Origin of the sequence: Emticicia sp. C21 (genome assembly GCF_003418935.1) — a bacterium.
Lineage (GTDB): Bacteria > Bacteroidota > Bacteroidia > Cytophagales > Spirosomataceae > Emticicia.
In genome coordinates this window covers 250,699-272,273 of record NZ_QVMT01000006.1, presented here as the reverse complement: position 1 = coordinate 272,273, position 21,575 = coordinate 250,699, and the positions used below count along the sequence as shown (strand labels likewise).

Annotated in this window: 17 protein-coding genes; 11 read left to right on the top strand and 6 right to left on the bottom strand. The window is 38.6% G+C overall.

The window, feature by feature from the left end:
• Positions 1-75 precede the first annotated feature (75 nt).
• Together metG and D0T08_RS15810 are read right to left on the bottom strand one after the other, a co-directional pair.
• Positions 76-2,124 carry a methionine--tRNA ligase gene (gene metG / locus D0T08_RS15815; RefSeq protein ID WP_116983636.1) on the bottom strand — a complete coding sequence of 683 codons (2,049 nt, stop codon included), beginning with the start codon at positions 2,122-2,124 and terminating at the stop codon, positions 76-78.
• Between the two features lie 169 nt (positions 2,125-2,293).
• The gene (locus tag D0T08_RS15810; protein WP_116983635.1) at positions 2,294-2,911 is read right to left on the bottom strand and encodes a Uma2 family endonuclease; all 618 of its coding nucleotides are present in this window, start codon (positions 2,909-2,911) and stop codon (positions 2,294-2,296) included.
• 359 nt (positions 2,912-3,270) lie between these two features.
• Here D0T08_RS15810 and D0T08_RS15805 point away from each other — a divergent pair, with 359 nt between their 5' ends.
• From D0T08_RS15805 to D0T08_RS15795, 3 genes are read left to right on the top strand one after another with little or no spacing between them, the layout of a single operon-like run.
• Positions 3,271-3,903: a peroxiredoxin gene (locus D0T08_RS15805; RefSeq protein ID WP_116983634.1), complete on the top strand. Its 633-nt coding sequence runs from the start codon at positions 3,271-3,273 to the stop codon at positions 3,901-3,903.
• 18 nt (positions 3,904-3,921) lie between these two features.
• Entirely contained in the window at positions 3,922-4,236 is a 315-nt protein-coding gene (locus tag D0T08_RS15800; RefSeq protein ID WP_116983633.1) for a co-chaperone YbbN, read from the top strand.
• Positions 4,217-4,474: a DUF6952 family protein gene (locus D0T08_RS15795; protein ID WP_116983632.1), complete on the top strand. Its 258-nt coding sequence runs from the start codon at positions 4,217-4,219 to the stop codon at positions 4,472-4,474. Before D0T08_RS15800 ends, D0T08_RS15795 begins: the two co-directional genes overlap by 20 nt.
• 231 nt (positions 4,475-4,705) lie before the next feature.
• On the opposite strand, the gene D0T08_RS15790 is transcribed toward D0T08_RS15795, so the two are convergent.
• Complete coding sequence (locus D0T08_RS15790; protein WP_116983631.1) at positions 4,706-6,412, bottom strand: AMP-binding protein; 1,707 nt, start codon at positions 6,410-6,412, stop codon at positions 4,706-4,708.
• 344 nt (positions 6,413-6,756) lie between these two features.
• Here D0T08_RS15790 and rpsA point away from each other — a divergent pair, with 344 nt between their 5' ends.
• Entirely contained in the window at positions 6,757-8,571 is a 1,815-nt protein-coding gene (gene rpsA / locus D0T08_RS15785) for a 30S ribosomal protein S1 (protein ID WP_116983785.1), read from the top strand.
• 243 nt (positions 8,572-8,814) lie between these two features.
• On the opposite strand, the gene D0T08_RS15780 is transcribed toward rpsA, so the two are convergent.
• A complete protein-coding gene (locus D0T08_RS15780) occupies positions 8,815-10,971 on the bottom strand; it encodes a S9 family peptidase (protein ID WP_116983630.1) in 2,157 nt (718 codons plus the stop codon).
• Between the two features lie 144 nt (positions 10,972-11,115).
• On the opposite strand from D0T08_RS15780, the gene D0T08_RS15775 reads away from it, so the two are divergent.
• On the top strand, positions 11,116-12,153 hold the full coding sequence (locus D0T08_RS15775) for a PKD domain-containing protein (RefSeq protein ID WP_116983629.1): 1,038 nt from the start codon (positions 11,116-11,118) through the stop codon (positions 12,151-12,153).
• Positions 12,154-12,229: 76 nt separating this feature from the next.
• Here the strand turns inward: D0T08_RS15775 and rpsG are convergent, their stop codons facing one another.
• Together rpsG and rpsL are read right to left on the bottom strand one after the other, a co-directional pair.
• Positions 12,230-12,697 (bottom strand): 30S ribosomal protein S7, encoded by a 468-nt coding sequence (gene rpsG, locus D0T08_RS15770; RefSeq protein WP_116983628.1) that lies wholly within the window; start codon positions 12,695-12,697, stop codon positions 12,230-12,232.
• A gap of 111 nt (positions 12,698-12,808) precedes the next feature.
• The gene (gene rpsL / locus D0T08_RS15765) at positions 12,809-13,222 is read right to left on the bottom strand and encodes a 30S ribosomal protein S12 (protein WP_116983627.1); all 414 of its coding nucleotides are present in this window, start codon (positions 13,220-13,222) and stop codon (positions 12,809-12,811) included.
• A gap of 287 nt (positions 13,223-13,509) precedes the next feature.
• Here rpsL and D0T08_RS15760 point away from each other — a divergent pair, with 287 nt between their 5' ends.
• The 6 genes from D0T08_RS15760 (at position 13,510) to D0T08_RS15735 (ending at position 21,529) form a co-directional block, all read left to right on the top strand.
• Positions 13,510-14,376, top strand: a complete 867-nt coding sequence (locus D0T08_RS15760) for a ThuA domain-containing protein (RefSeq protein WP_116983626.1) — start codon at positions 13,510-13,512, stop codon at positions 14,374-14,376.
• A 67-nt stretch (positions 14,377-14,443) separates the two neighbouring features.
• A complete protein-coding gene (locus D0T08_RS15755) occupies positions 14,444-17,602 on the top strand; it encodes a PVC-type heme-binding CxxCH protein (RefSeq protein WP_116983625.1) in 3,159 nt (1,052 codons plus the stop codon).
• A 93-nt stretch (positions 17,603-17,695) separates the two neighbouring features.
• Positions 17,696-18,853, top strand: a complete 1,158-nt coding sequence (locus tag D0T08_RS15750) for a helix-turn-helix transcriptional regulator (RefSeq protein ID WP_116983624.1) — start codon at positions 17,696-17,698, stop codon at positions 18,851-18,853.
• Positions 18,854-18,957: 104 nt separating this feature from the next.
• Positions 18,958-20,124 carry an acyltransferase family protein gene (locus D0T08_RS15745; protein ID WP_158561278.1) on the top strand — a complete coding sequence of 389 codons (1,167 nt, stop codon included), beginning with the start codon at positions 18,958-18,960 and terminating at the stop codon, positions 20,122-20,124.
• A 253-nt stretch (positions 20,125-20,377) separates the two neighbouring features.
• Positions 20,378-20,875 carry a TlpA disulfide reductase family protein gene (locus D0T08_RS15740; RefSeq protein WP_116983622.1) on the top strand — a complete coding sequence of 166 codons (498 nt, stop codon included), beginning with the start codon at positions 20,378-20,380 and terminating at the stop codon, positions 20,873-20,875.
• Between the two features lie 39 nt (positions 20,876-20,914).
• Positions 20,915-21,529, top strand: a complete 615-nt coding sequence (locus tag D0T08_RS15735; RefSeq protein ID WP_116983621.1) for a thioredoxin family protein — start codon at positions 20,915-20,917, stop codon at positions 21,527-21,529.
• Positions 21,530-21,575: the final 46 nt, after the last annotated feature.

Sequence of the window (21,575 nt, the reverse complement as noted above, 5' to 3'; positions counted from 1 at the left end):
TTTAGGGATAGAAATCATAAAAATGGGATTACAATAACTTGCAATCCCATTTTTAAATTTTGTATGCTTAGCTCCTTAACTCACAGGCCCACCGTTCCAAACGGCTTTGTGTGGTTGCAAAAGCGCCAGACTTCCATCGCGGTCTTCTGCCATCAGAATCATACCGTTTGATTCTACGCCCATCATTTTACGTGGAGCTAAGTTGGCTAAGAAAGTTACCTGTTTGCCAATCATTTCTTCCGGTTTAAAGTATTTGGCAATACCACTCAGAATTGTTCTTTTCTCAATACCATCATCAATCAGAAATTTCAATAGTTTGTCACTTTTGGCTACTTTTTCTGCTTCCAGAATAGTCCCAACACGAATATCCAGTTTCGCAAAATCATCATATTGAATACTAGCTTTCAGTTCAGGAACTTCCTTTATTTCGTCTTCTCTCTTTTTAGCTTCTAATTCATTCATCTTCTTAATTTCTAACAATCTTTGCACTTGTTTTTCAACTACACTATCCTCGATTTTTGTGAACAACAATTGTGCTGGGTTTAATTTATGGCCTGCCACTATCATATCTACCCTACCTGCCGACTCCCATGTTTGTGGGTCAAGATTTAACATTTCAAAGATTTTAGCAGCTGTAAAAGGTAAGAAAGGCTCACTGACAATGGCCAGACTTGCGCTTATCTGTATAGCCACATTCATGATAGTGCCTACTCTTATAGGATCGCTTTCTTTCCAAGGTTCTGTATCTGCCAAATATTTATTTCCTAAGCGAGCTAAATCCATCACTAAATTTAATGCCTCACGGAATTTATAATTGCTGATAGCCCCACCAATTACTTTAGGAAATCCACTCAATTCTTCCAGAACTTTTGTATCAATTTCTCTTAATGTATCTTTTGCTGGTACAACCCCATTGAAATTTTTGTGTGTTAACACTAATACCCTATTCACGAAGTTTCCGAAAACCCCTACCAATTCGCTATTCACGCGGGTTTGGTAATCTTTCCAGGTAAACTCGCTGTCTTTGGTCTCAGGAGCATTGGCTGATAATACATAGCGCAATTCATCTTGTTTATCAGGGAATTCTTCTAAATATTCATGTAACCAAACTGCCCAGTTTTTTGAAGTTGAGATTTTATTACCCTCTAAGTTCATAAACTCATTGGCAGGGACATTATCAGCTAAAATATAGCTTCCCTCAGCCATTAGCATCGCAGGGAAAATAATGCAATGGAAAACGATATTATCTTTTCCGATGAAATGCACGAGTTTAGTATCTTTATTTTTCCAGTAATCTTCCCAGTTTTTGCCATTCTGGTCTGCCCATTCTTTCGTAAAAGTAATATAGCCGATAGGCGCGTCAAACCATACATATAGCACTTTACCATCTGTATCAGGCAAAGGTACTTTCACACCCCAGTCAAGGTCACGGGTCATGGCACGGGGTCTCAAGCCATCTTTCAACCATGATTGGCATTGACCAAGAACATTGGTTTTCCACTCCTTATGGCTGTTGACATATTTTTCTATATCAGGCTGCATACGGTCAAGTGGTAGATACCAGTTTTTGGTAGGCTTCATCACAGGTTTTGAGCCTGAAAGTGTAGAATGTGGGTTCTTCAATTCAGTAGGCGAAAGTGTAGAACCACAACGCTCACACTGGTCACCATACGCATTCGGGTTTCCGCAGCTAGGACATTCACCTACAATGTATCTATCTGCCAGAAACTGTTGCGCTACTTCGTCATAATATTGCTCATTCGTTTCCTCATCAAAGAAACCTTTGTCGTACATGGTAGAGAAAATCTCCTGCGAAAGCTGATGATGTGCAGGGTTAGATGTACGCGAGTAAATGTCGAAAGAGATACCCAAATCAGCAAAAGCTTTTTTGATTTGTTCGTAATAAAAATCTACTACTTGCTGAGGAGTTTTACCTTCTAACCTCGCTTTAACAGTAATTGGCACGCCGTGTTCGTCAGTACCGCTGATAAAAGCTACATCAGCACCGGTAGAACGAAGATAACGCACATAAATATCCGCAGGAATATAACAACCCGCCAAATGCCCGATATGAATAGGGCCATTGGCATAAATCAGGGCTGCTGTAACAGTGTATTTTTGCATAGGAAATGGTATTGTGTGATTTTAGTAATTAATAAACGAGCAAACGCCTCTTTTTGATTATACTAAATCACGCATTATAAAAATAAGTTCGCAAAGTTACAGGTTTAAATGATTTTTGAGTAGAGTCAAGTAAAAATCACTGCAAAACTTTGCGCAAGAAGATATACTTTTAGACAGCAAAACTTACATTTTTATAAATCCGCTTCATTGAAATTTCTACACCAAGAGACTGAAGAGGTAGTTTGCTGTCAATATCAGTTACATTTGTTTCATGCCAAAGTCCGGGGCGTTCTCTATACCAAACCTCTGCATAACATTCATTCTGACGAATCATTACATACTCTTTAAATGATTCTAGTGTTTTATATTTATCAAACTTACTTGTCCGGTCATAGCGTTGAGTTGATTTTGATAAAACTTCTACCACCAAAATCGGATTTATTAATAATAAATCGTCATCGTCCCAGAATAACGGCTTTTCACAAACAGCCAGGGTATCTGCATAAACGCTTTCATCAAGAACAGGTAGATATATTTTCTGGTCAGAACCTAAAACAAGATAGTTTTTATCTGATTCTTCAATGGTATTAGTCATTTCAACAGCCACATTCATGGCTATCAGATTATGATTATATCTTGCGTTAGGCATTTTAAGTATCTCGCCATTTATAAATTCATGTTTATACGTCGAATTACCCTCCTTTCGTAAATATTCTTCGAGTGTATATTTACGAGCAGGTTTATGTCGGATAAGTCTTGGTAAAAAATCACTTGTTCCCGTTGCCATCTTTCCTGAAGTTTATTTACAAATATAACCAATTTACACTTTAAAAGTGTATTTCATAAGTTTAAAATATACTTTTAAAACGTCCTTATATACAACCTTTTTTTCTTAGCAAAGAAATTCTTACAAAATCCCAATCTAATAAAAATCCAATTCCCAATTCTCACTAAAATTGCACTATTAACCTATTCCTGACAATCATCATATTCTATTCCCTCCATAGATTATACCTTTGCAACACATTTGGACTATTAAAAGAACTTAATAGAACATTCGAATAATAGAGAGACCGATACCAAATTTTTGTATTTTTTTGTGTTGGTTTTCTTATTTACAAACCCAATAAATAGTATAATAATACAATGTCATTAGTAGGTAAAAAATATCCGCACATTAATACAGGTGCTGTAATCGACGGTGAAGAAATCGTTGAAAACTTCAGTTTAGACCAATATTTAGGTAAAAAGTATGTGATTTTGTTCTTCTACCCGAAAGATTTCACTTTCGTATGTCCGACAGAATTGCATGCTTTTCAGGAAAAATTAGGTGAATTCGAAAAAAGAGGTGCAGTGGTAGTAGGTTGTTCAACAGACACAGAAGAAACACACCTGGCCTGGTTGAATACGCCTAAAGAACAAGGTGGTATCCAGGGCATTACTTATCCGATTATTGCTGATACTTCTAAAGTTGTTTCTTTGAATTGTGGCGTTTTGGGTGGTGAGTATGTGTTCAACAACGAAACCAGAACATGGTCTTTTGTGGGAAATCCGGTAGCATTCCGTGGTACGTTTTTAATTGACAAAGAAGGTATCGTGCGTCATGAGTCAATCAATGACTTACCGTTAGGCCGTAATATTGATGATTATCTTCGCTTATTAGATGCACAATTGCACGTAGAGAAATTCGGTGAGGTTTGTCCTGCTAACTGGGAAGAAGGTGAAGCAGCCATGGAGGCTACTAATGCAGGTGTGGCCAATTATTTCTCACAAAACTAATTTTAAAATCTTACGAGTATGTTGATTGAATTAGCAGAAGATAATTTAGCTGAGATTGTAGCTCAAAACGACAAAGTAATGGTACAATTTTCGGCTTCGTGGTGTGGGAATTGCAGACTGATGAAACCAAAATTCAAAAGACTGTCAAACGACAATGAAAGCACTGCTTTTGTGATTGTGGATGCCGAGAAATTCCCGTCGTCTAGAAAACTGGCTTCGGTGAACAATTTGCCAACATTTGCCAGTTTTAAAGGCGGACAATTGGTAAATCAGGTACAGACCAATAAAGAAGAACAATTAAAATCTTTGATAGATGAAATTACCCTTAATTAGACAAATTCAGCGCACCTCTTCGGTAGCTGAAATCGAGGCAGCTATTAAAGTATTAGAAAATATTTCTGAAACACCGTCTTTGAAAGACGAAGAAGTAGACGTGATTGGAGAACTCATCTCTAATTTCTGTGGAGCATTGGAAGTACACCAAATGATAGCTGATGGCATGCCTGAAAAAGATGCCGCTAACACCTTTATGAAAAAAGTGATGGGTTCAATTGATAGAGTACCCGCTTAATTCGCACTCGCTTCATCAACAAAAATGCCCTAAATCTTACGATTTTAGGGCATTTTTTATGGGTTTATTTAGCTTTTACTGTCGATTCAGCGACTGAAGTCGCCGACTAAATTAACAAAGGAATAATTCTAAATTTATGTACCGGACTTAAGTCTGGTACTGTATTCAAAAATACCTTTGTTGACTTAGACACCGAATTCATTCGGTGAACCCTTTGACTGTCGAACACGGTTAATTTTTGGCCGTCTCCTCCTTCAAAGCCCTGCGCAAAATTTTACCAACATTGGTTTTAGGCAATTCAGTACGAAACTCTATATGTTTCGGGCATTTATAACCTGTCAGGTTTTGCTTACAATAGGCTTTTACCTGTTCGGCTGTCAGCTCAGGGTCTTTTTTCACGATAAATACTTTTACGGCTTCCGTAGATTTTTCGTCAGGAACACCGATACAAGCCACTTCTAAAACACCGGGACAAGTAGCTACTACCTCTTCAATTTCATTCGGATAAACATTAAAGCCTGATACCAGAATCATATCTTTCTTTCTATCTACAATCTTGAAGTAGCCGTCTGCATCCATCACGCCAATATCTCCGGTTTTGAACCAGTCTTTGCCATCCTCATCTTTCATCATCACTTTGGCCGTTTCATCAGGTCTGTTATAGTAACCTGCCATTACTTGTGGGCCATTAGCACAAATCTCTCCTACTTCGCCTACGTCTCCCCAGGTGCCATCGTCTTTTAATATTCTGACTTCTGTACTTGGCCAGGGTACTCCGATGGTTCCTATTCTGTTTTCACCTACTAATGGATTAGATGTCAATACAGGTGAGGTTTCTGATAAACCGTAACCCTCAGCAGGCAAATTCCCTGTCATTTCTTTCCAACGATTGGCTACTACACCTTGCAAAGCCATACCCCCTGCCGAAGTAATCACCAATTTACTAAAATCAACCTCTTTGATCTGTGGATGATTTAATAACCCGTTATACAATGTATTTAAACCGGTGAAAACATGAGGTGGGTTTTTCTTCAAATCTTTAATGAATGCCACCAGATCACGTGGGTTTGTGATAAGCAGGTTCATTGTTCCAGTTTTCAAAGAAGTTAGGGCATTCACTGTCAGGGCATAAATATGATACAAAGGCAGGGCGGCTACCACTACTATTTTATCATCTTTAATCTTACCAGTCATTACGCTTTGCCATATATGATTCGCCTCTAAGTTGGCTATAATATTGCGGTGAGTCAGCATAGCGCCTTTTGACACACCTGTGGTACCACCGGTATATTGGATAAAGGCCAGTTCTGAATTTTTAAGCGTAGGTTTAGTCCAATTCAGGCTGCTGCCTTTGCTAACGGCACTCATAAACGGCATGGCTTGTGGCAGGTTGTATTCAGGCACCATCTTCTTCACGGTCTTCACCACAAAATTCACAATCTGCTTTTTTGGGAAGCCCAGCATATCGCCCAGTTGTGTTACAAATACATGCTTGATGGATGTTTTATCAAGTACTTTCTCCAGGTTCGAAGCAAAATTGGCTACAATCACAATAGCTTTTGCGCCCGAATCCTTAAACTGATGTTCCATTTCACGAGGCGTATATAGCGGATTGGTATTGACGATAATTAATCCTGCTCTTAAAGCACCAAACATAGCCACCGGATATTGCAGACAGTTAGGCATCTGAATCACCAGACGATCACCTTTCTTTAAATCCGTGCTTTGAAGATAGGCGGCAAAATCGCGCGAGTATTTATCTAATTCGCCGAATGTGATCTCTTTGCCCATGCAAGAGTAGGCGGCATTATTAGCATATTTCTTAAAGCCCTCATCCATTAATTCTAATAATGACGGATAGGCATCTGGGTTGATTTCATAAGGTATCCCCTCCGGATAAAATTTTAGCCAGGGATACGGTTGTGTTTTAACAGGCATAATAGATTTTAATATTTATTAACAGTGAACAGGTTTTGTATTTTTTAATGTAAAAATAAGACGATTTATTGAGAAGCAATGAGAAAAATTTAAAAATAATCGGCACGCATAATATTTTTCGGTATATATAACAAGTATTTTTCCTATAAAACAGGTGAATAATCACCATTAAAAGCACAATCAGTAAAAAAATATTCTAACTTACTAATAATAAATAATTTATATTGGATTTTGTCAGAAAAAGGCCTACCTTTGCAGTCCTTTTTTCAAAGGATTATTTCAAACTAATTTCGACCTGAAAGCCCGGTGGGTCGATGTATGAATGGGCGCATCAAAAAATCAATATGGCACAAGTTGCAGAATTTGACTGGGACAAAGTCTCAAAAAGAGGTATCGGTAGCGGCTACTCCGCTTCTGAAAAAGCAGATCTTGAAAAACTTTATAGCGAAACCCTAACAGAGGTTGCTGAGAAAGATGTAGTAATGGCTACGGTTGTGGGTATCACTGACCGTGAGATCTTATTAAACATTGGTTTCAAATCAGATGGTCTTGTTTCGGTCTCTGAGTTCCGCGATTTACCTAACCTTAAAGTAGGTGATCAGGTAGAGGTTTTCATCGAAAAACAAGAAGATGCTATGGGTCAGTTGGTTATCTCTCGCAAAAAAGCAAGAGTATTGACCGCTTGGAACAACATCGAAAAATCATTTACAGAAGACGCTATCATCGATGCATTCGTGAAACGTCGTACAAAAGGTGGTCTTATTGTTGACATCTACGGAATCGAGGCGTTCTTGCCAGGTTCACAAATTGACGTTAAACCAATCCGTGATTTCGATATCTTCGTTGGTAAGAAAATGGAAGTTAAGGTTGTGAAAATCAACCATACTAACGATAACGTAGTGGTTTCTCACAAAATCCTTATTGAAAAAGACCTTGAAACTCAACGTCAGGTTATCCTTAATAACTTGGAGAAAGGTCAGGTATTGGAAGGTGTGGTTAAAAACATTACTAACTTCGGTGTGTTCATCGACCTTGGTGGTGTTGATGGTCTACTTCACATTACTGATATTTCATGGGGTCGTATCAACCATCCAAACGAATTGCTTAAACTTGATCAACGTATCAAAGTGGTTGTTCTGGACTTCGACGAAGACAAAAAACGTATTTCGTTGGGTATGAAACAGCTTGAGTCTCATCCTTGGGATTCATTGGCAGAAGGATTGTCAGTTGGTTCGAAAGTAAAAGGTAAGATTGTAAACATTGCAGATTACGGTGCATTCCTAGAATTGAAACCGGGTGTTGAAGGTCTTATTCACGTTTCTGAAATGTCATGGTCACAACACTTACGTAACCCATCTGATTTCTTGAAAATCGGTGACGAAATCGAAGCAGTTGTATTGACACTTGACCGTGAAGAGCGTAAAATGTCTTTAGGCATTAAACAATTGACTGAAGATCCTTGGACTAAACAAGATTTATTGAGCAAATATGGAGTAGGTACTACTCATACTGGTACTGTACGTAATATGACTAACTTCGGTATCTTCCTTGAATTAGAAGAAGGTATTGATGGTTTAGTACACGTTTCAGATTTATCCTGGACCAAGAAAATCAAACATCCATCAGATTTCGTGAAAGTTGGTGATTCTTTGGAAGTAGTTGTGCTTGAGCTTGACGTTGAAAACCGTCGTTTAGCCCTTAGCCACAAACACTTAGAAGAAAATCCTTGGGATACTTTCGAGCACATCTTCACAGTAGGTTCTGAGCACGAGTGTACAATTATCTCTAAAAATGACAAACAAGCAACACTTGAATTACCTTACGGTATTGAAGGTTACGCATTGTTGAAGCATTTAGCTAAAGCCGACGGTACAGTAGCTGAAGCTGGTGAGAAATTGCCATTCCAGGTGCTTGAATTCCACAAAGAAGAGAAGAAAATCATGCTTTCTCACTCTAAAACCTGGGAAGCTCCTAAGGAAGATGAGAAAAAAGAAGCTAAGAAAAAAGGTGGAAAAGAAGCAACTGCTTCTTCTTCGAATGAAGAAAAATCAACACTTGGAGACCTTGATGCCCTTGCTGCATTAAAAGAGCAAATGGTAGAAGGTGAGAAAAAGAAACTTTCTAACAAAAAGAAAGAATCTGAATCAGTATCTGAGTAAGATAACATAAGAGTAACAAAAGAAGGCTTCCTAGTGGGAAGCCTTCTTTTGTTTTATTAGGGTTGCATGATTTATCATTTCAATGATAGCCCAAAGGTCAGCGAATAAATTCGCCGGCTAAGAAAACAACGGTCTTTTTGCATACATCGCCGGACTTAAGTCCGGCTTACAGGTAAATTATTCCTTTGTTATTTTAGCCACCGACTTCAGTCGGTGAACTTTAGTAGCAGTGGAACAAAAGCATCATTTCACCCCCACAAACCGCTCAAAAAACTCATAAATCCTCAAAATTCTATCTATTCTCTGACGAACATTACCTGTGCGTGATAACTCATGAGTTGCACCCGGCATACGTACATATTCCACATCTTTACCCAGATATTTCAGACTTCTGAACATCATTTCTGATTGGATTACGCCTGTACGCAAATCATTTTCGCCATGCTTTATCAGGAATGGGGTTTTGATTTGATTCACAAAGGTATAAGGTGAATTTGCATCTATTTTGGTTACTTTTTCATCTTCCCATGGTAAGCCGAAGTAGTTTGGTACTAATCTCCAGGCGTTAGCTTCTCCCATAAAGGTTGTCAGGTCATATACGCCACGTTGCGCAAAGGCGGCTTTAAAACGATGGTCTTGAGTAATAATCCAGGCCGTTAAATACCCTGCGTATGAGCCTCCTGTAATTACTTGTTTTGATGTATCTGCCCATGCTTCTTTAGCTGCGGCACTACAAGCGCTTAAGGCATCTTCTTGCGGGCCTTTACCCCAATCACGGTAATTAGAGAATTGAAAGTCTTTACCATAACCTCCCGAACCTCTTTGATTTGGATAGACTACACCATATCCCTGCGAACAGAAATACTGAAACTCATGCCACATTGATAGTTCTCCAGGTCCCCACATCGCTGTTGGGCCGCCATGTAATTGTAGTAGTAATGGATATTTTTTACCTGCTTCCATAAAAGTAGGTTTCATAATCCAGTAATCTACTTTTTCGCCTTTTGAGTTAGTGTATACATGCTTTTCAGGATAGCTTAGTTTTCTGTCTTTTAACCAGCCGTCATTATGCGCACTGAGTTTCACACCATTTTTCATAGTTAAATCAGCCATGTATAATTCTGACGGATTGGCTACTTCTGTTTTGGCAAAAACTACTTTATCATTAGTCAACTCAAATGGGCTATTACCCGATTCATAATCACTTAAACGCTCAATTTTGCGGGTTTTAGTATCCATTCTGAAAATTGGAATACCACCGTTCGAAGAAGCAGAGAGGTATAAATATTTATTATCTGATGTCCATTTCAGATTACCCGGCACACGGTCAAAATCTACTACTTGTCGATTCGTACCATCTGCATTCGCAATCACTAATTGGCCAAATGACAGCAGGTTTGGTGTATTCATCGTCATAGCCAATAGTTTACCATCCGGTGAAGGCTCGATGCCTGAGAAGCTCTTGCCATTTTCTGAAACCAGGACTCTTCTTTCAGAGCCATCCAGATTTATACTGATTACGATACTTTCTTGTTCACGGTCAGGGTGTTGGTCGGCATCTTTGCCGCAAACAGCCAATATTCGCTTGCCATCAGTTGCCCAGGTGGCCTGTCCGTACGACCAGAATCCGGTTGTTAGCGGTGTAGCTTTGGCATTTTCTTTTATATCGGTAATAAAGATATGTGAGAAACTTAATTCCGGCTCTACAGTGGCTTCGCCCTGAAAATTCAGGCGGTTTACTACTCTGGCTTTTTTGTCTTCTACATCCTTATCCAGATAAGCTCTTATCTCCTCAATGTTTCCATCAGGATTAGCCTTGATTTTTTTGTCTTTAGTCAGAAACTCGTTCTTCGGGAAACCCGGTTTTTCTAAAGACCACACAGGGCCTGATTTCGATGGGTTCAGGGTCGAATCTTTTAATAATTCATTAAAAGAGATTCCTCCTGTAAACAGGATTTTTGAGCCATCTGGTGAGAAAGATGGATTGCCTGCACCATATTTAGAGTTGGTTAACTGCCATGCTTCACCTCCATCTAAAGGCATGATAAAAATCTGTCCTTTACCTTTTGTGGCTCTTACAAATGCTATTGTTTTGCCATCGGGCGAGAAAGTGGCTTGTGAAGCGCTCTCTAAACCACGGGTTAAAGCTTTTGGTGTGCTACCTGCCTGTAAATCTATCAGATACAGATGTGTACGGTAATCATACTCTAAAGCATTATCAGCATTTACTTCAATGGTTCTGAGACCATAAACAGCTTTTTTGCCATCAGGCGAGGTAGCAATAGATACGACTTGTTTGATTTTAGTTAAATCCGTTACTAAGATTTTCTGTGAATTGGTTTGTGCAAAGACTAAGTTTGAAATGAAGAGTAACGCCAAGGCTGTGAAGAGTATTCTCATAGTAGTTTGTTTTGAGGTTTATGTGGTAAAAATACGAAAAGGCGAGAAATTAAAAATAGACGAATTTTAAAAGACTACTCTTTCATTCATCATTCCAACCTTTTTATAGACTTAAAAGTCAAATGGATATATAAAAAGCAATCAATGAAAGAAACGCTGTGTATCATAAGTATTCTTTTCACCTTTCTGGCTTGCCAGAATAAGGAAAATAAAATTCCCCCAGTGGTTTATACTGTACCCGATGCTACATTTAGGGAAAGAATTGATGAGTTTAATACAGTTGCTTTTATTTTTAATTTGAATAAAGGAGATATGTATACAATTGATTTCGGAGATGGAAGTACTTACTCCGATAAATTGCCAGAAGAGTACACAAAAATGATTAATTATTATGTATCACATCAATATAAAAGAAATGGAGATTTTACTGTAACGCTTACTATAAAAAACCCAAGCTATACTAGCCGTGAGCAAAAAATTGTAGAAGCAAGAAAGATAGCGATAGCCGATTTTGATTACGAACTGTTAGACAATGGAAAAGTTAAGCTTAAAAACTTATCTGAAAATAAAGCAGAGAATTACCAATGGTTAATTCAAGAATATTCTTTTAAGAGAATTGGATTTAGCTATTATTTTTATAAATCTACTGAAAAAGAACCTATTGTGAATATCGATTTAAACGGAAAATATGTAATAAAACTTCAAGCCATAAATGGCAATATAAGTGAGGTAGATAAAACTATTGAAATTAAAAATGCCAAAAACAATATGACATTTTCCGGTTATTATAAAGGCGAAAAAAGAGAGATGAATTTAGATGGGTCAGAGATTTACTATATGAGTATTTTTGCAGGAGGTGCGATGTCTCCTTATGGATTATATCAAGGAATCCAGAAAGAATCAGATTTAAAAGTTATATTTTCTAAAATATATTCTTACCCTCATGATCCTTATAAACCCCAAAACCAATATACTTTGGAACAAAAATATTTACTAGTTAAAAAATCTTTAGAAGAGGACAGAAAAGATATTATTGAGTTAAAAGAAGAAGAGCTTAATCCTGATCTGTATAACAATACAAGCGATTTTTACCCTAAGGCTTTTTGGGTAAAATATAGGGTAAAGAATGAAGAGTTAGACGGAGAATTGAAAGTCAGAATAACTATATGTGAGTTAAACTAATTTGAGAGTGATACAAACAAAAAACCGCAAGTCTCTTCCGAAACTTGCGGTTTTGTATCTGAACACCTCTGATTGATTAGAATCTGAAGTGTGAGAACGCTTTGTTAGCTTCTGCCATACGATGCGTATCATCTTTTTTCTTCACCGCTGCACCTTCACCTTTTGAAGCTGCAACGATTTCACCTGCCAAACGCTCTGTCATGGTTTTCTCTCCACGTCTACGTGAATAGCTGATCAACCATTTCATTCCTAAAGATTGTTTACGCTCCGAACGTACCTCTGTTGGTACCTGGAAAGTAGCACCACCTACACGACGGCTCTTAACCTCTACTGCCGGTGATACGTTGCTCAACGCTTTTTTCCAAAGCTCTAAGCCGTTTTCTTTTGTACGTTTTTCTACCAGTTCTAATGCTCCGTAGAAAATGCTATAAGCAAGACTTTTCTTGCCATCGTACATCAGGTTATTAACGAATTTTGTTACGACTACATCTCTGAATTTAGGATCAGGTAATACGTAACGTTTTTTTGGTTTTGCCTTTCTCATTTTTTTAAATAAGGTTTCGTTTTTTTGAAAACTAATTCACCCTGAACCCTCAGGATTACTACCCCGTAACTAAACGATTTTCCGTAGTGACGGTACTAAACATGAATGCGATTATTTTTTCTTGCCGCCTTTTTGTGGAGCTGCAACCTGACCTGGTTTAGGACGTTTCGCACCATATTTTGAACGACTTTGTTTACGGTTGTTCACACCTGAAGTATCAAGGGCACCGCGAACAATGTGGTAACGTACACCTGGAAGGTCTTTTACACGACCACCACGAATCAATACGATTGAGTGTTCTTGTAAGTTGTGGCCTTCACCCGGAATGTAGGCATTCACCTCTTTTGTGTTACTTAAGCGAACACGAGCTACTTTACGAAGCGCAGAGTTTGGTTTCTTTGGAGTCGTAGTATACACGCGAGTACACACGCCACGACGTTGTGGGCATGAGTCCAACGCTGGAGACTTCGATTTCCAAGTCATTTGCTCTCTACCGTTTCTTACTAACTGTTGTATAGTAGGCATTTTGTTTTGAAAATTATTTTTCGTTTAGTTACTAAATTCCTAAATAGGGCTGCAAAGGTACGACCTTTTTTTGAGAATAGAAAACAGTTTCCAAATATTTTTGGGCAAAATTGGCCTTATTATCAATTATTTATCAAAAAAATGCTCTTTTTGAAGTTATTAGTCCAATCATTTTAATATCATGTCTAATCAATGATATTATTTAAAAATATGTAAATTGCATACCAAATATTCAAACCTCGGAGTATTTAAACAAACTCCTACATAAACCTATAAACCTTCTATTTATGGCAAAGTCCATAGTATCCACCTTTCTATTGGTTTTATTTATCCATACAACGGTAAATAAGTTATTCGCTCAATCCAAAAACGCTCCCCTGATAGTTTTTGTCACAGGCGAACATGAGTATAGTAGCGAACACACCTTTCCAGTCATTGCTGCAGAATTAGAAAAAAACTACGGTTTCCGAACCAAAGTACTTAAGTCTGACCCTGACCAGAATGCAGAAAAAAACATTCCGGGTTTAGAAGCCCTGAAAGATGCTGATTTAGTCGTATTTTCTCTCCGTTGGCGTCAATTACCCAAGGAACAACTCGATCTCATTGAAGCCTATTTAAAAACCGGCAAGCCTGTGATGGGTTTCCGTACGACAACTCATGCCTTCAATTACCCAAAAGGAAGCGAATTAGAGAAATGGAATGCTTTTGGTGAATTTGCGCTGAATGCTCCTCCGGGTTGGGGTGGTAAAGCAGCCCATACCCACTATGGTCATGAGAGTAGCACAGATGTAACCATTATTCCTGCCGCGGCTAAGCATCCAATACTTACAGGAGTAGCGCCCAGTTTCCATGCCCGTTCATGGTTATATAGAGTTTTGCCGGATTACCCAACCAAAGGTTCAGAATGGTTATTGATGGGTAAATCAGTGAACCCTGATAAAGCAGCGATTGAAAACCCCGTGGCGTGGACAGGCACTAATTCTTTTGGTGCTAAGGTATTTACCACAACTTTAGGTCACCCGGAAGATTTTCAGATAGAATCATTCCAACGACTGGTGATTAATGCTATCCATTGGGAATTGGGCAAACCTGTTCCTAAAAAATGGAAAGGTAAAATTGATATTAATGTACCTTATAGAGGTATGAAGAAGTGATTCTGGCGTATTGATAAATATACAGGCGTATATAACAACCTCATCCACAACCCTAATTATTCTATTCATGAAACTTAATATCAGACTATTAATAGTCCTATTTGTTCTGACGGTCTTTGCGATCAGTTCATTTCAGGCTACTCCTCCCCCAACACTGACCGTTCAGAAAGATTCTCATATATCCTTAATCGGTGGCAATTTAGGGTCTCGAATGATGAATTATGGACTTTTTGAGACTGAAATGCACGTTCGTTATCCTGACTATAATTTATATATCCGTAACATGTGCGATGGTGGCGATACGCCCGGTTTCAGACCGCACGCGAGTCGTAATTTACCCTGGGCTTTTCCGGGAGCTGAGAAATTTCAGACAGAATATGCCAAAAACTCAAGTAGTGAAGGACATTTTGATTCTCCCGATCAATGGCTGACCCGCCTAAAAACGGATATAATTATTGGTATGTTTGGTTATAGCGAGTCGTTTCAGGGCAAGGAGAAGTTGGATACCTATAAAGCTGAACTGGATGCATTTATCAAATATACACTTAATCAGAAATATAATGGTAAAAGCGCACCGCAATTAGTTATTGTTTCTCCGATTGCTTTTGAAGACCTATCAGGCAAATATGATTTACCGAACGGAGTGAAAGAAAATGAAAACCTCTGGTTATATACCAAGGCGATGAAAGAAGTTGCCGACCAGAATAATGTACTATTTGTTGACGCCTTTACACCTTCTAAAAAATGGTATGATACAACCAAAGAATTTTTAACCATTGACGGTTCGCAATTGAATGAAGCCGGATACAAGAAATTTTCCGAGTTGTTGACAGATGCCGTTTTTGGTAAAGCACCTGCCAAAGCAGAGTCTAACAGAAATCTAATTTTAGCGGCCGTTAATGAAAAAAACTGGATGTGGCATAATGACTACAAAATTCCGAATGGAGTGCATGTGTATGGTCGCCGATATAATCCTTTTGGTCCGGATAACTATCCTGCTGAAATTGAGAAGATCCGTGAAATGACTGAAATTCGTGATAAAGCCGTTTGGCTGGCGGCATCTAAAGGTGAAAAAATGGATGTAACAATGGCCGATAAAAACACCAGAACTTTGCCAGAAGTTAAAACCAACTTTAACCCTGAGAAAAATGGCAGTTTAACCTACCTATATGGACAAGAAGCACTTAGTAAGTTGAAAGTACCTGCAGGCTATAAGATTGAACTCTTTGCCTCAGAACAGGAATTCCCTGATTTGGCTAAACCGATGCAGATGTCGTTTGATAATAAAGGCCGCCTATGGGTGGCAGCTATGCCAAGTTATCCGCATTATAAACCGGGTGATACCAAGCCAAATGATAAAATCTTAATTTTTGAAGATACCAATAATGACGGTAAGGCTGATAAAGAAACCGTTTTTGCAGATGGTTTGCACCTGCCTTTAGGTTTTGAAATTACACATGAAGGTGTTTTTGTGTCGCAGGGTACAAATCTGAAATTGCTTACTGATACTAATAGTGATGATAAAGCAGATAAAGAAGAAATTATCTTTAGTGGATATGACGACCATGATACACACCATAACAGCCATGCTTATTCGGTTGACCCATCAGGTGCTATATATTCAGGCGAGGGTGTTTTTTTACATACCAATATAGAAACTTCTTATGGAACTGTACGTGCTACCAATGGTGGATTTTATAGATTCAGCCCTCAATTACGTAAATTGGAACGTACGGCGCAGTTATCGATACCAAATCCCTGGGGTATTGCTTTTGATGACTGGGGGCAACCGTTTTTTGCTGAAACTTCAAGCCCTGATGTGCGCTGGATGATGCCGGGTACTGTTTTGCCTCGTTATGGAGAATATACACATAAGGGTGTGCAATTAATAGAAAAAGAACATATGGTTCGCCCGACTTCGGGGCTGGAATTTGTTTCAAGTCGCCATTTCCCGGATGAGGTGCAAGGAGATTTGCTAATCAATAATACTATTGGTTTCCTTGGCATGAAAATGCATAGTATGGTGGATGATGGCACAGGTTATAAGAGTAAACACAGAGCAGATTTAATAGTGAGCGAAGACCGTAACTTTCGTCCGGTGGATATGGAATTTGCCCCTGATGGCTCGCTTTACCTGATTGACTGGCATAATATTCTGATTGGGCATATGCAACACAATGCCCGTGACCCTCTCCGCGACCACTCGCATGGCCGTATCTATCGCATAACCTATCCGTCAAGACCATTGGTAAAACCTGCTACCATTGCCGGAGCAAGTGTTGAAACTTTACTGGATAATCTGAAACTACCTGAATACCGTACTCGCTACCGTACTCGCCGCGAGTTGAGAGGCAGAAGTGCCGCGGAAGTATTACCGAAACTTACTAAATGGGTAGCAGCATTAGACAAAAACGACCCACGTTATGAGCATCATGTATTAGAAGCATTATGGGTTACCTGGGGCTTGGATAAAGTTGACCAGAAATTGTTGAAACAGATGTTGAGAGCCAAAGATTACCATGCAAGGGCAGCGGCAGTTGAGGTTTTGCGCTTTACAGGTCATCAGGTACCAGACCAAGCAGCCTTATTGATGCAGGCAGTGAAGGATGAAAACAGCCGGGTACGTTTGGATGCCATTGTAGCTTCTTCGTGGATTGGGAAAGCAAAGGGCAATCCGATTTTAGCAGAAGCCAAAAAGAAACCGCTAGACGACTGGATGATTCATGCCTACGAAACGGCAGTGGCACACCTCAACGATATGCCTGTGAAGAAAGAAAAAGAAGTAGCAGAAAAATCGACTTTGAAAGGGGCAGAACTGGAGTTATTTAATATAGGTAAAACTATTTATGCCAAAGAGGGCTATTGCGCTACCTGCCATCAGGCAGATGGTAAAGGGCTGACAGCTTCGGGCTTCCCGCCATTGGCTGGTACTACCTGGGTAAATGGCAATGAAGAACGCGCCATCAAGATTGTATTGAAAGGTTTATTAGGTCCTATAGAGGTAAATGGCAAAAAATATCCGGGACAAGTACCTATGACCCCATTTGAAGGTTTATTGAATGACAAAGAGGTAGCCGCAGTATTAACCTATGTGCGCAACTCCTTTGGCAACAAAGCTCCTGCTATTCAACCTGAAAAAGTAAAGACTGTAAGGGCAGCCCTGAAAAATCAGAAGGATATTTATAATGCTTCGAAGTTGTTGGCGGAACATCCTTTGGAGAAGTAATAGGTCTGTAACACACAATCAATACCTCGGCGAAATTAACAAGATTTGCCGAGGTATTTTTTTATTTGTAATTTGCTCTAAAAATTAGTCTGAATGCTACCCTCGTTACCGCTAAAAATTGATTTATTTGCGATTATTATACTATTAGGAGTAGTACAAGGCTTCTTTTTAGCATTTTTCTTTCTTACTACCAAACAAGGTAACAAAGTAGCGCATAGGTATTTAGGCTTGTTTTTATTTGCTATGGCTTTTGCTATTACCGAAGTACTAATGGGTTATACCAATTATACCTTTCAGACACTTTATCTGGTAGATATGGCTGAGCCACTCAATTTTACTGTAGCTCCCCTTTCATTTCTATATATACAAACTTATATTACCGAGCGATTCACCAAAGCACAATTATTACACTTCATTCCTTTTTTTGCGTATCTCGTATACATGTCGGTTTTATTTTATCCACTCCCCGACATTCCACATTATAACTCCTATCTCTATGCTTTCCATCCCGATATGGCCAGAGTGCCGTGCGATTATGCTGAAGGGGAATGGTACTACTGGTTTAAACATCATATCAATGACCTGATGTTCGCCCATATGGTTGTATACCTCGTTGCAAGTTTTTATGTAGTTATTAAAGCCTTTAGAAAAGATGGTCTCCCACTTAATTCCAATCAGAATCCTAAATTGAGTTGGTCTCGCAATCAGGCTGTTTCCTTAGCGTCTATTGTCATTATTTTTCTGATTATCAAAATAACATTCATTCATGATTTAGGCGACCATATTATTGCAGGCCATATTACGCTTATTATCTATGCCATTTCTTTCTCAGTCATCAGTCGCTCAAAATTCTTTCATGATGAACAGGCCAAAGCTGTGAAAAAGTATGAGAAGTCATCTTTGACTACTGATATTCAGGATAATGTATTAGATAAACTGACAGAGGTAATGAATACCGAAAAACCTTTTATGAATGATAATTTTTCGTTGCCCGGACTGGCAAAAATGCTGGCTGTTTCGCCGCACCACCTCTCTCAAATTCTGAATGAAAAGCTGGGACAAAGTTTTTTTGACTATACCGCCACCTATCGTATCAAAGAAGCACAACAATTATTAGCATCTCCCGAATATACACATATTAAAATTGAAGAAATAGCCGAAATGGTGGGTTATAACTCAAAATCGGCCTTTAATACTTCATTTAAAAAGATTGTCGGCCAGACACCTTCGCAATTCAGGATACAGAAATAGGTTCGTTTTTATCGGCTCGAACGTCTCGCTTATCGGGAGAGGCTTCGCCAGCCTAGCCATCAGTCTACTTTTGTGGCATCATTTAAACAATTATGCACAAAATCATGGAACCTATTACAACAGTATCTTTCCCCGAAACCAGAACAGCCAAACGCCAGTATTATATCGACTGGATTCGGGTATTAGCTTTCTGTATTCTCATTTTCTTTCATAGCGGCATGTTCTTCGTCAGTTGGGGATGGCATGTAAAGAACAATGTCATTAACCATACAATGGAATACCCTATGGAATGGCTACATCTCTGGCGCTTGCCTTTACTATTTTTTATTTCCGGTGTAGGAGTAAGCTTTGCTATGAAGTCGCGTACGGGTTGGCAATTTATAGGTGAGCGTACGAAGCGTTTATTGCTTCCTTTGGTTTTTGGTATGTTTATCATTGTGCCACCACAGATTTATTTTGAGCGTCTGCAAAGCGGGCAATTCAGTGGTTCTTATGTAGATTTCTATCCGAATGTTTTCAATTTTATTCCCTATCCCAAAGGTGATTTCTCATGGCATCATCTATGGTTTGTGGCTTACTTATGGGTTTTCTCTTTGATAGGTACTCCATTGTTTTTATGGTTAAAGTCAGATAATGCTCAAAAGGTAATAAAGACTGCAAGAAACCTTTTCAGCAATATCTGGGGAGTATTGTTATTAAGTGTAATTCCTATGATTCTCTACTGGACTCTCAGAGAAAAATGGCCGGTAAGTAACAACCTGATTGCTGACTGGTATAATTTTACTTTATCACTTACTATTTTTATCTATGGTTATCTGATAGGCACTAATCAGAAGATATGGGATATTATGGAGAAATATCGCATTGCGCTTTTAGGTGTTGGGACATTCATCGTTGCATTCAGGATTTCTTTTGATGCAATAATAGGAGAAATTCCTGATGATGTACCTTTTATGCCTTTCATTAATGGAGTTCTAACGATGGCCAGTCTTTGGACAACCATCCTTGGTATATGCGGATTTGCCAAACATTATCTCAACTTCAAAAACAAATTTTTAACTTATAGTACCGAAGCAGTTTATCCTTTTTATATTCTGCATCAGACTATTACTGTTGCTATTGGCTTCCATATTGCTGATTGGGATTTAAATGTGTGGTTGAAGCTATTTATTCTGGTGCTTGGCACATTTGGGTTTAGTTTGTTTATCTATCATTTTCTGATTCGTCCATTCAATTTTGTAAGATTGTTGTTTGGGGTGAAAGGGAAGTAATATCAGATTGTTGTTCTAACCACGGAGTTGCACTAAGTTTTGCACAGAGTTTCACGGAGTAATAGCAAAAACTCTGCGTAACTCCGTGGTTAATATTTTCGATTTTCTCAAAAAATATTGATTAGCTGAATTTTAGAGTTAAATTTGTTTACAACAAGTGTTTCAGTAAAAGGCTTATTCATTCTACTCTTTTAAAATATATCAGTTTTACAAACGTTTTTTATTATACATTCAGCAGAAAAGATTCTTTTCTATGATGAACATAAAAAAACTCATACTTCTTTTTAGCATCTTTCTTTGCTCAGGCTATTGGGCTATGGCACAAAATGTGCAGGCTATTAAATACTCTGCCCTGGAAAAGATGCTCAGGCAGTCGAAAGATACTGTATTGATCATCAATTTCTGGGCTACCTGGTGCAAACCTTGCGTGGAAGAACTCCCTTACTTTGAGAAAATCAGCAAAAAGTATGCAGGCAAAAATGTAAAGGTAGTATTGATTAATCTTGATATGGTGAAGGATTTGAACACGAAAGTGAAACCTTTTGTGGCGAAAAATAATATCAGGTCATCGAGCATCTATCTATTAGATGAGCCTGATTATAATTCATGGATTGATCAGGTATCGGCCGATTGGTCAGGTTCTTTACCCTTTACACTTATTGTTCCATCGGGCAAAAACGCACGCAAAACATTTGAAGAGCCTTTAACAGAGAGCCAACTAGAAAAGGAAATTCAGCCTTTTATCAATTAATATCGACATTATTTATTGTTTAACACAATTTTGAATTTTATGAAAAAAACAAGCATTCTCGGCATGGCAGCGGCACTTTTGATTGTGCTTAGCAGCTTCCTTTTACCGGCAGACGGCTATAAGGTAGGAGACAAAGTAATGATTTTCAACCTGAAAAATGTTGACAACAAAATGGTGGCATTGGGGCATGATGCAACGGCTAAAGGATATATTGTAGTTATTACCTGCAATACCTGTCCGGTAGCGCAAGCCTATGAGCAACGTATTATTGATTTGAACAAGACTTATGCACCAAAAGGCTATCCGGTGATAGCGATTAATGCCAATGACAGTAACCGCTCACCGGGTGATAGCTTTAGTGAAATGCAGAATAGAGCCAAAAGCAGTAAATATCAGTTCCCGTATTTATTAGACCAAACCCAGGAAGTAGCTAAAACCTATGGTGCCAGAAGCACCCCAACGGCTTATGTGGTAAAACGCGAAGGTAATGACTATATTCTGGCTTATCATGGTGCTATCGACAATAATTCAAACGATGCTTCATCTGCCAGTGTACATTATGTAAGCCAGGCCATTAATGCACTTCTGGCTAATAAACCTGTGGAAATTACTACGGCAAAAGCCATTGGTTGTGGGATAAAGTGGAAAATGTAGTTAATAATTTAATACAAAATAAAAACAGGGGCTTAATCAAGCCCCT

Excerpts from the sequence above, each read along its gene's own strand:
- D0T08_RS15795 (WP_116983632.1), top strand. The coding sequence starts at position 4,217 with ATGAAATTACCCTTAATTAGACAAATTCAGCGCACCTCTTCGGTAGCT.
- D0T08_RS15800 (WP_116983633.1), top strand. The coding sequence starts at position 3,922 with ATGTTGATTGAATTAGCAGAAGATAATTTAGCTGAGATTGTAGCTCAA.
- D0T08_RS15750 (WP_116983624.1), top strand. The coding sequence starts at position 17,696 with ATGCTACCCTCGTTACCGCTAAAAATTGATTTATTTGCGATTATTATA.
- D0T08_RS15760 (WP_116983626.1), top strand. The coding sequence starts at position 13,510 with ATGGCAAAGTCCATAGTATCCACCTTTCTATTGGTTTTATTTATCCAT.
- rpsL (WP_116983627.1), bottom strand. The coding sequence starts at position 13,222 with ATGCCTACTATACAACAGTTAGTAAGAAACGGTAGAGAGCAAATGACT.
- metG (WP_116983636.1), bottom strand. The coding sequence starts at position 2,124 with ATGCAAAAATACACTGTTACAGCAGCCCTGATTTATGCCAATGGCCCT.
- rpsA (WP_116983785.1), top strand. The coding sequence starts at position 6,757 with ATGGCACAAGTTGCAGAATTTGACTGGGACAAAGTCTCAAAAAGAGGT.
- D0T08_RS15790 (WP_116983631.1), bottom strand. The coding sequence starts at position 6,412 with ATGCCTGTTAAAACACAACCGTATCCCTGGCTAAAATTTTATCCGGAG.
- D0T08_RS15735 (WP_116983621.1), top strand. The coding sequence starts at position 20,915 with ATGAAAAAAACAAGCATTCTCGGCATGGCAGCGGCACTTTTGATTGTG.
- D0T08_RS15810 (WP_116983635.1), bottom strand. The coding sequence starts at position 2,911 with ATGGCAACGGGAACAAGTGATTTTTTACCAAGACTTATCCGACATAAA.
- D0T08_RS15755 (WP_116983625.1), top strand. The coding sequence starts at position 14,444 with ATGAAACTTAATATCAGACTATTAATAGTCCTATTTGTTCTGACGGTC.
- D0T08_RS15805 (WP_116983634.1), top strand. The coding sequence starts at position 3,271 with ATGTCATTAGTAGGTAAAAAATATCCGCACATTAATACAGGTGCTGTA.
- D0T08_RS15775 (WP_116983629.1), top strand. The coding sequence starts at position 11,116 with ATGAAAGAAACGCTGTGTATCATAAGTATTCTTTTCACCTTTCTGGCT.
- D0T08_RS15780 (WP_116983630.1), bottom strand. The coding sequence starts at position 10,971 with ATGAGAATACTCTTCACAGCCTTGGCGTTACTCTTCATTTCAAACTTA.
- D0T08_RS15745 (WP_158561278.1), top strand. The coding sequence starts at position 18,958 with ATGGAACCTATTACAACAGTATCTTTCCCCGAAACCAGAACAGCCAAA.
- rpsG (WP_116983628.1), bottom strand. The coding sequence starts at position 12,697 with ATGAGAAAGGCAAAACCAAAAAAACGTTACGTATTACCTGATCCTAAA.
- D0T08_RS15740 (WP_116983622.1), top strand. The coding sequence starts at position 20,378 with ATGATGAACATAAAAAAACTCATACTTCTTTTTAGCATCTTTCTTTGC.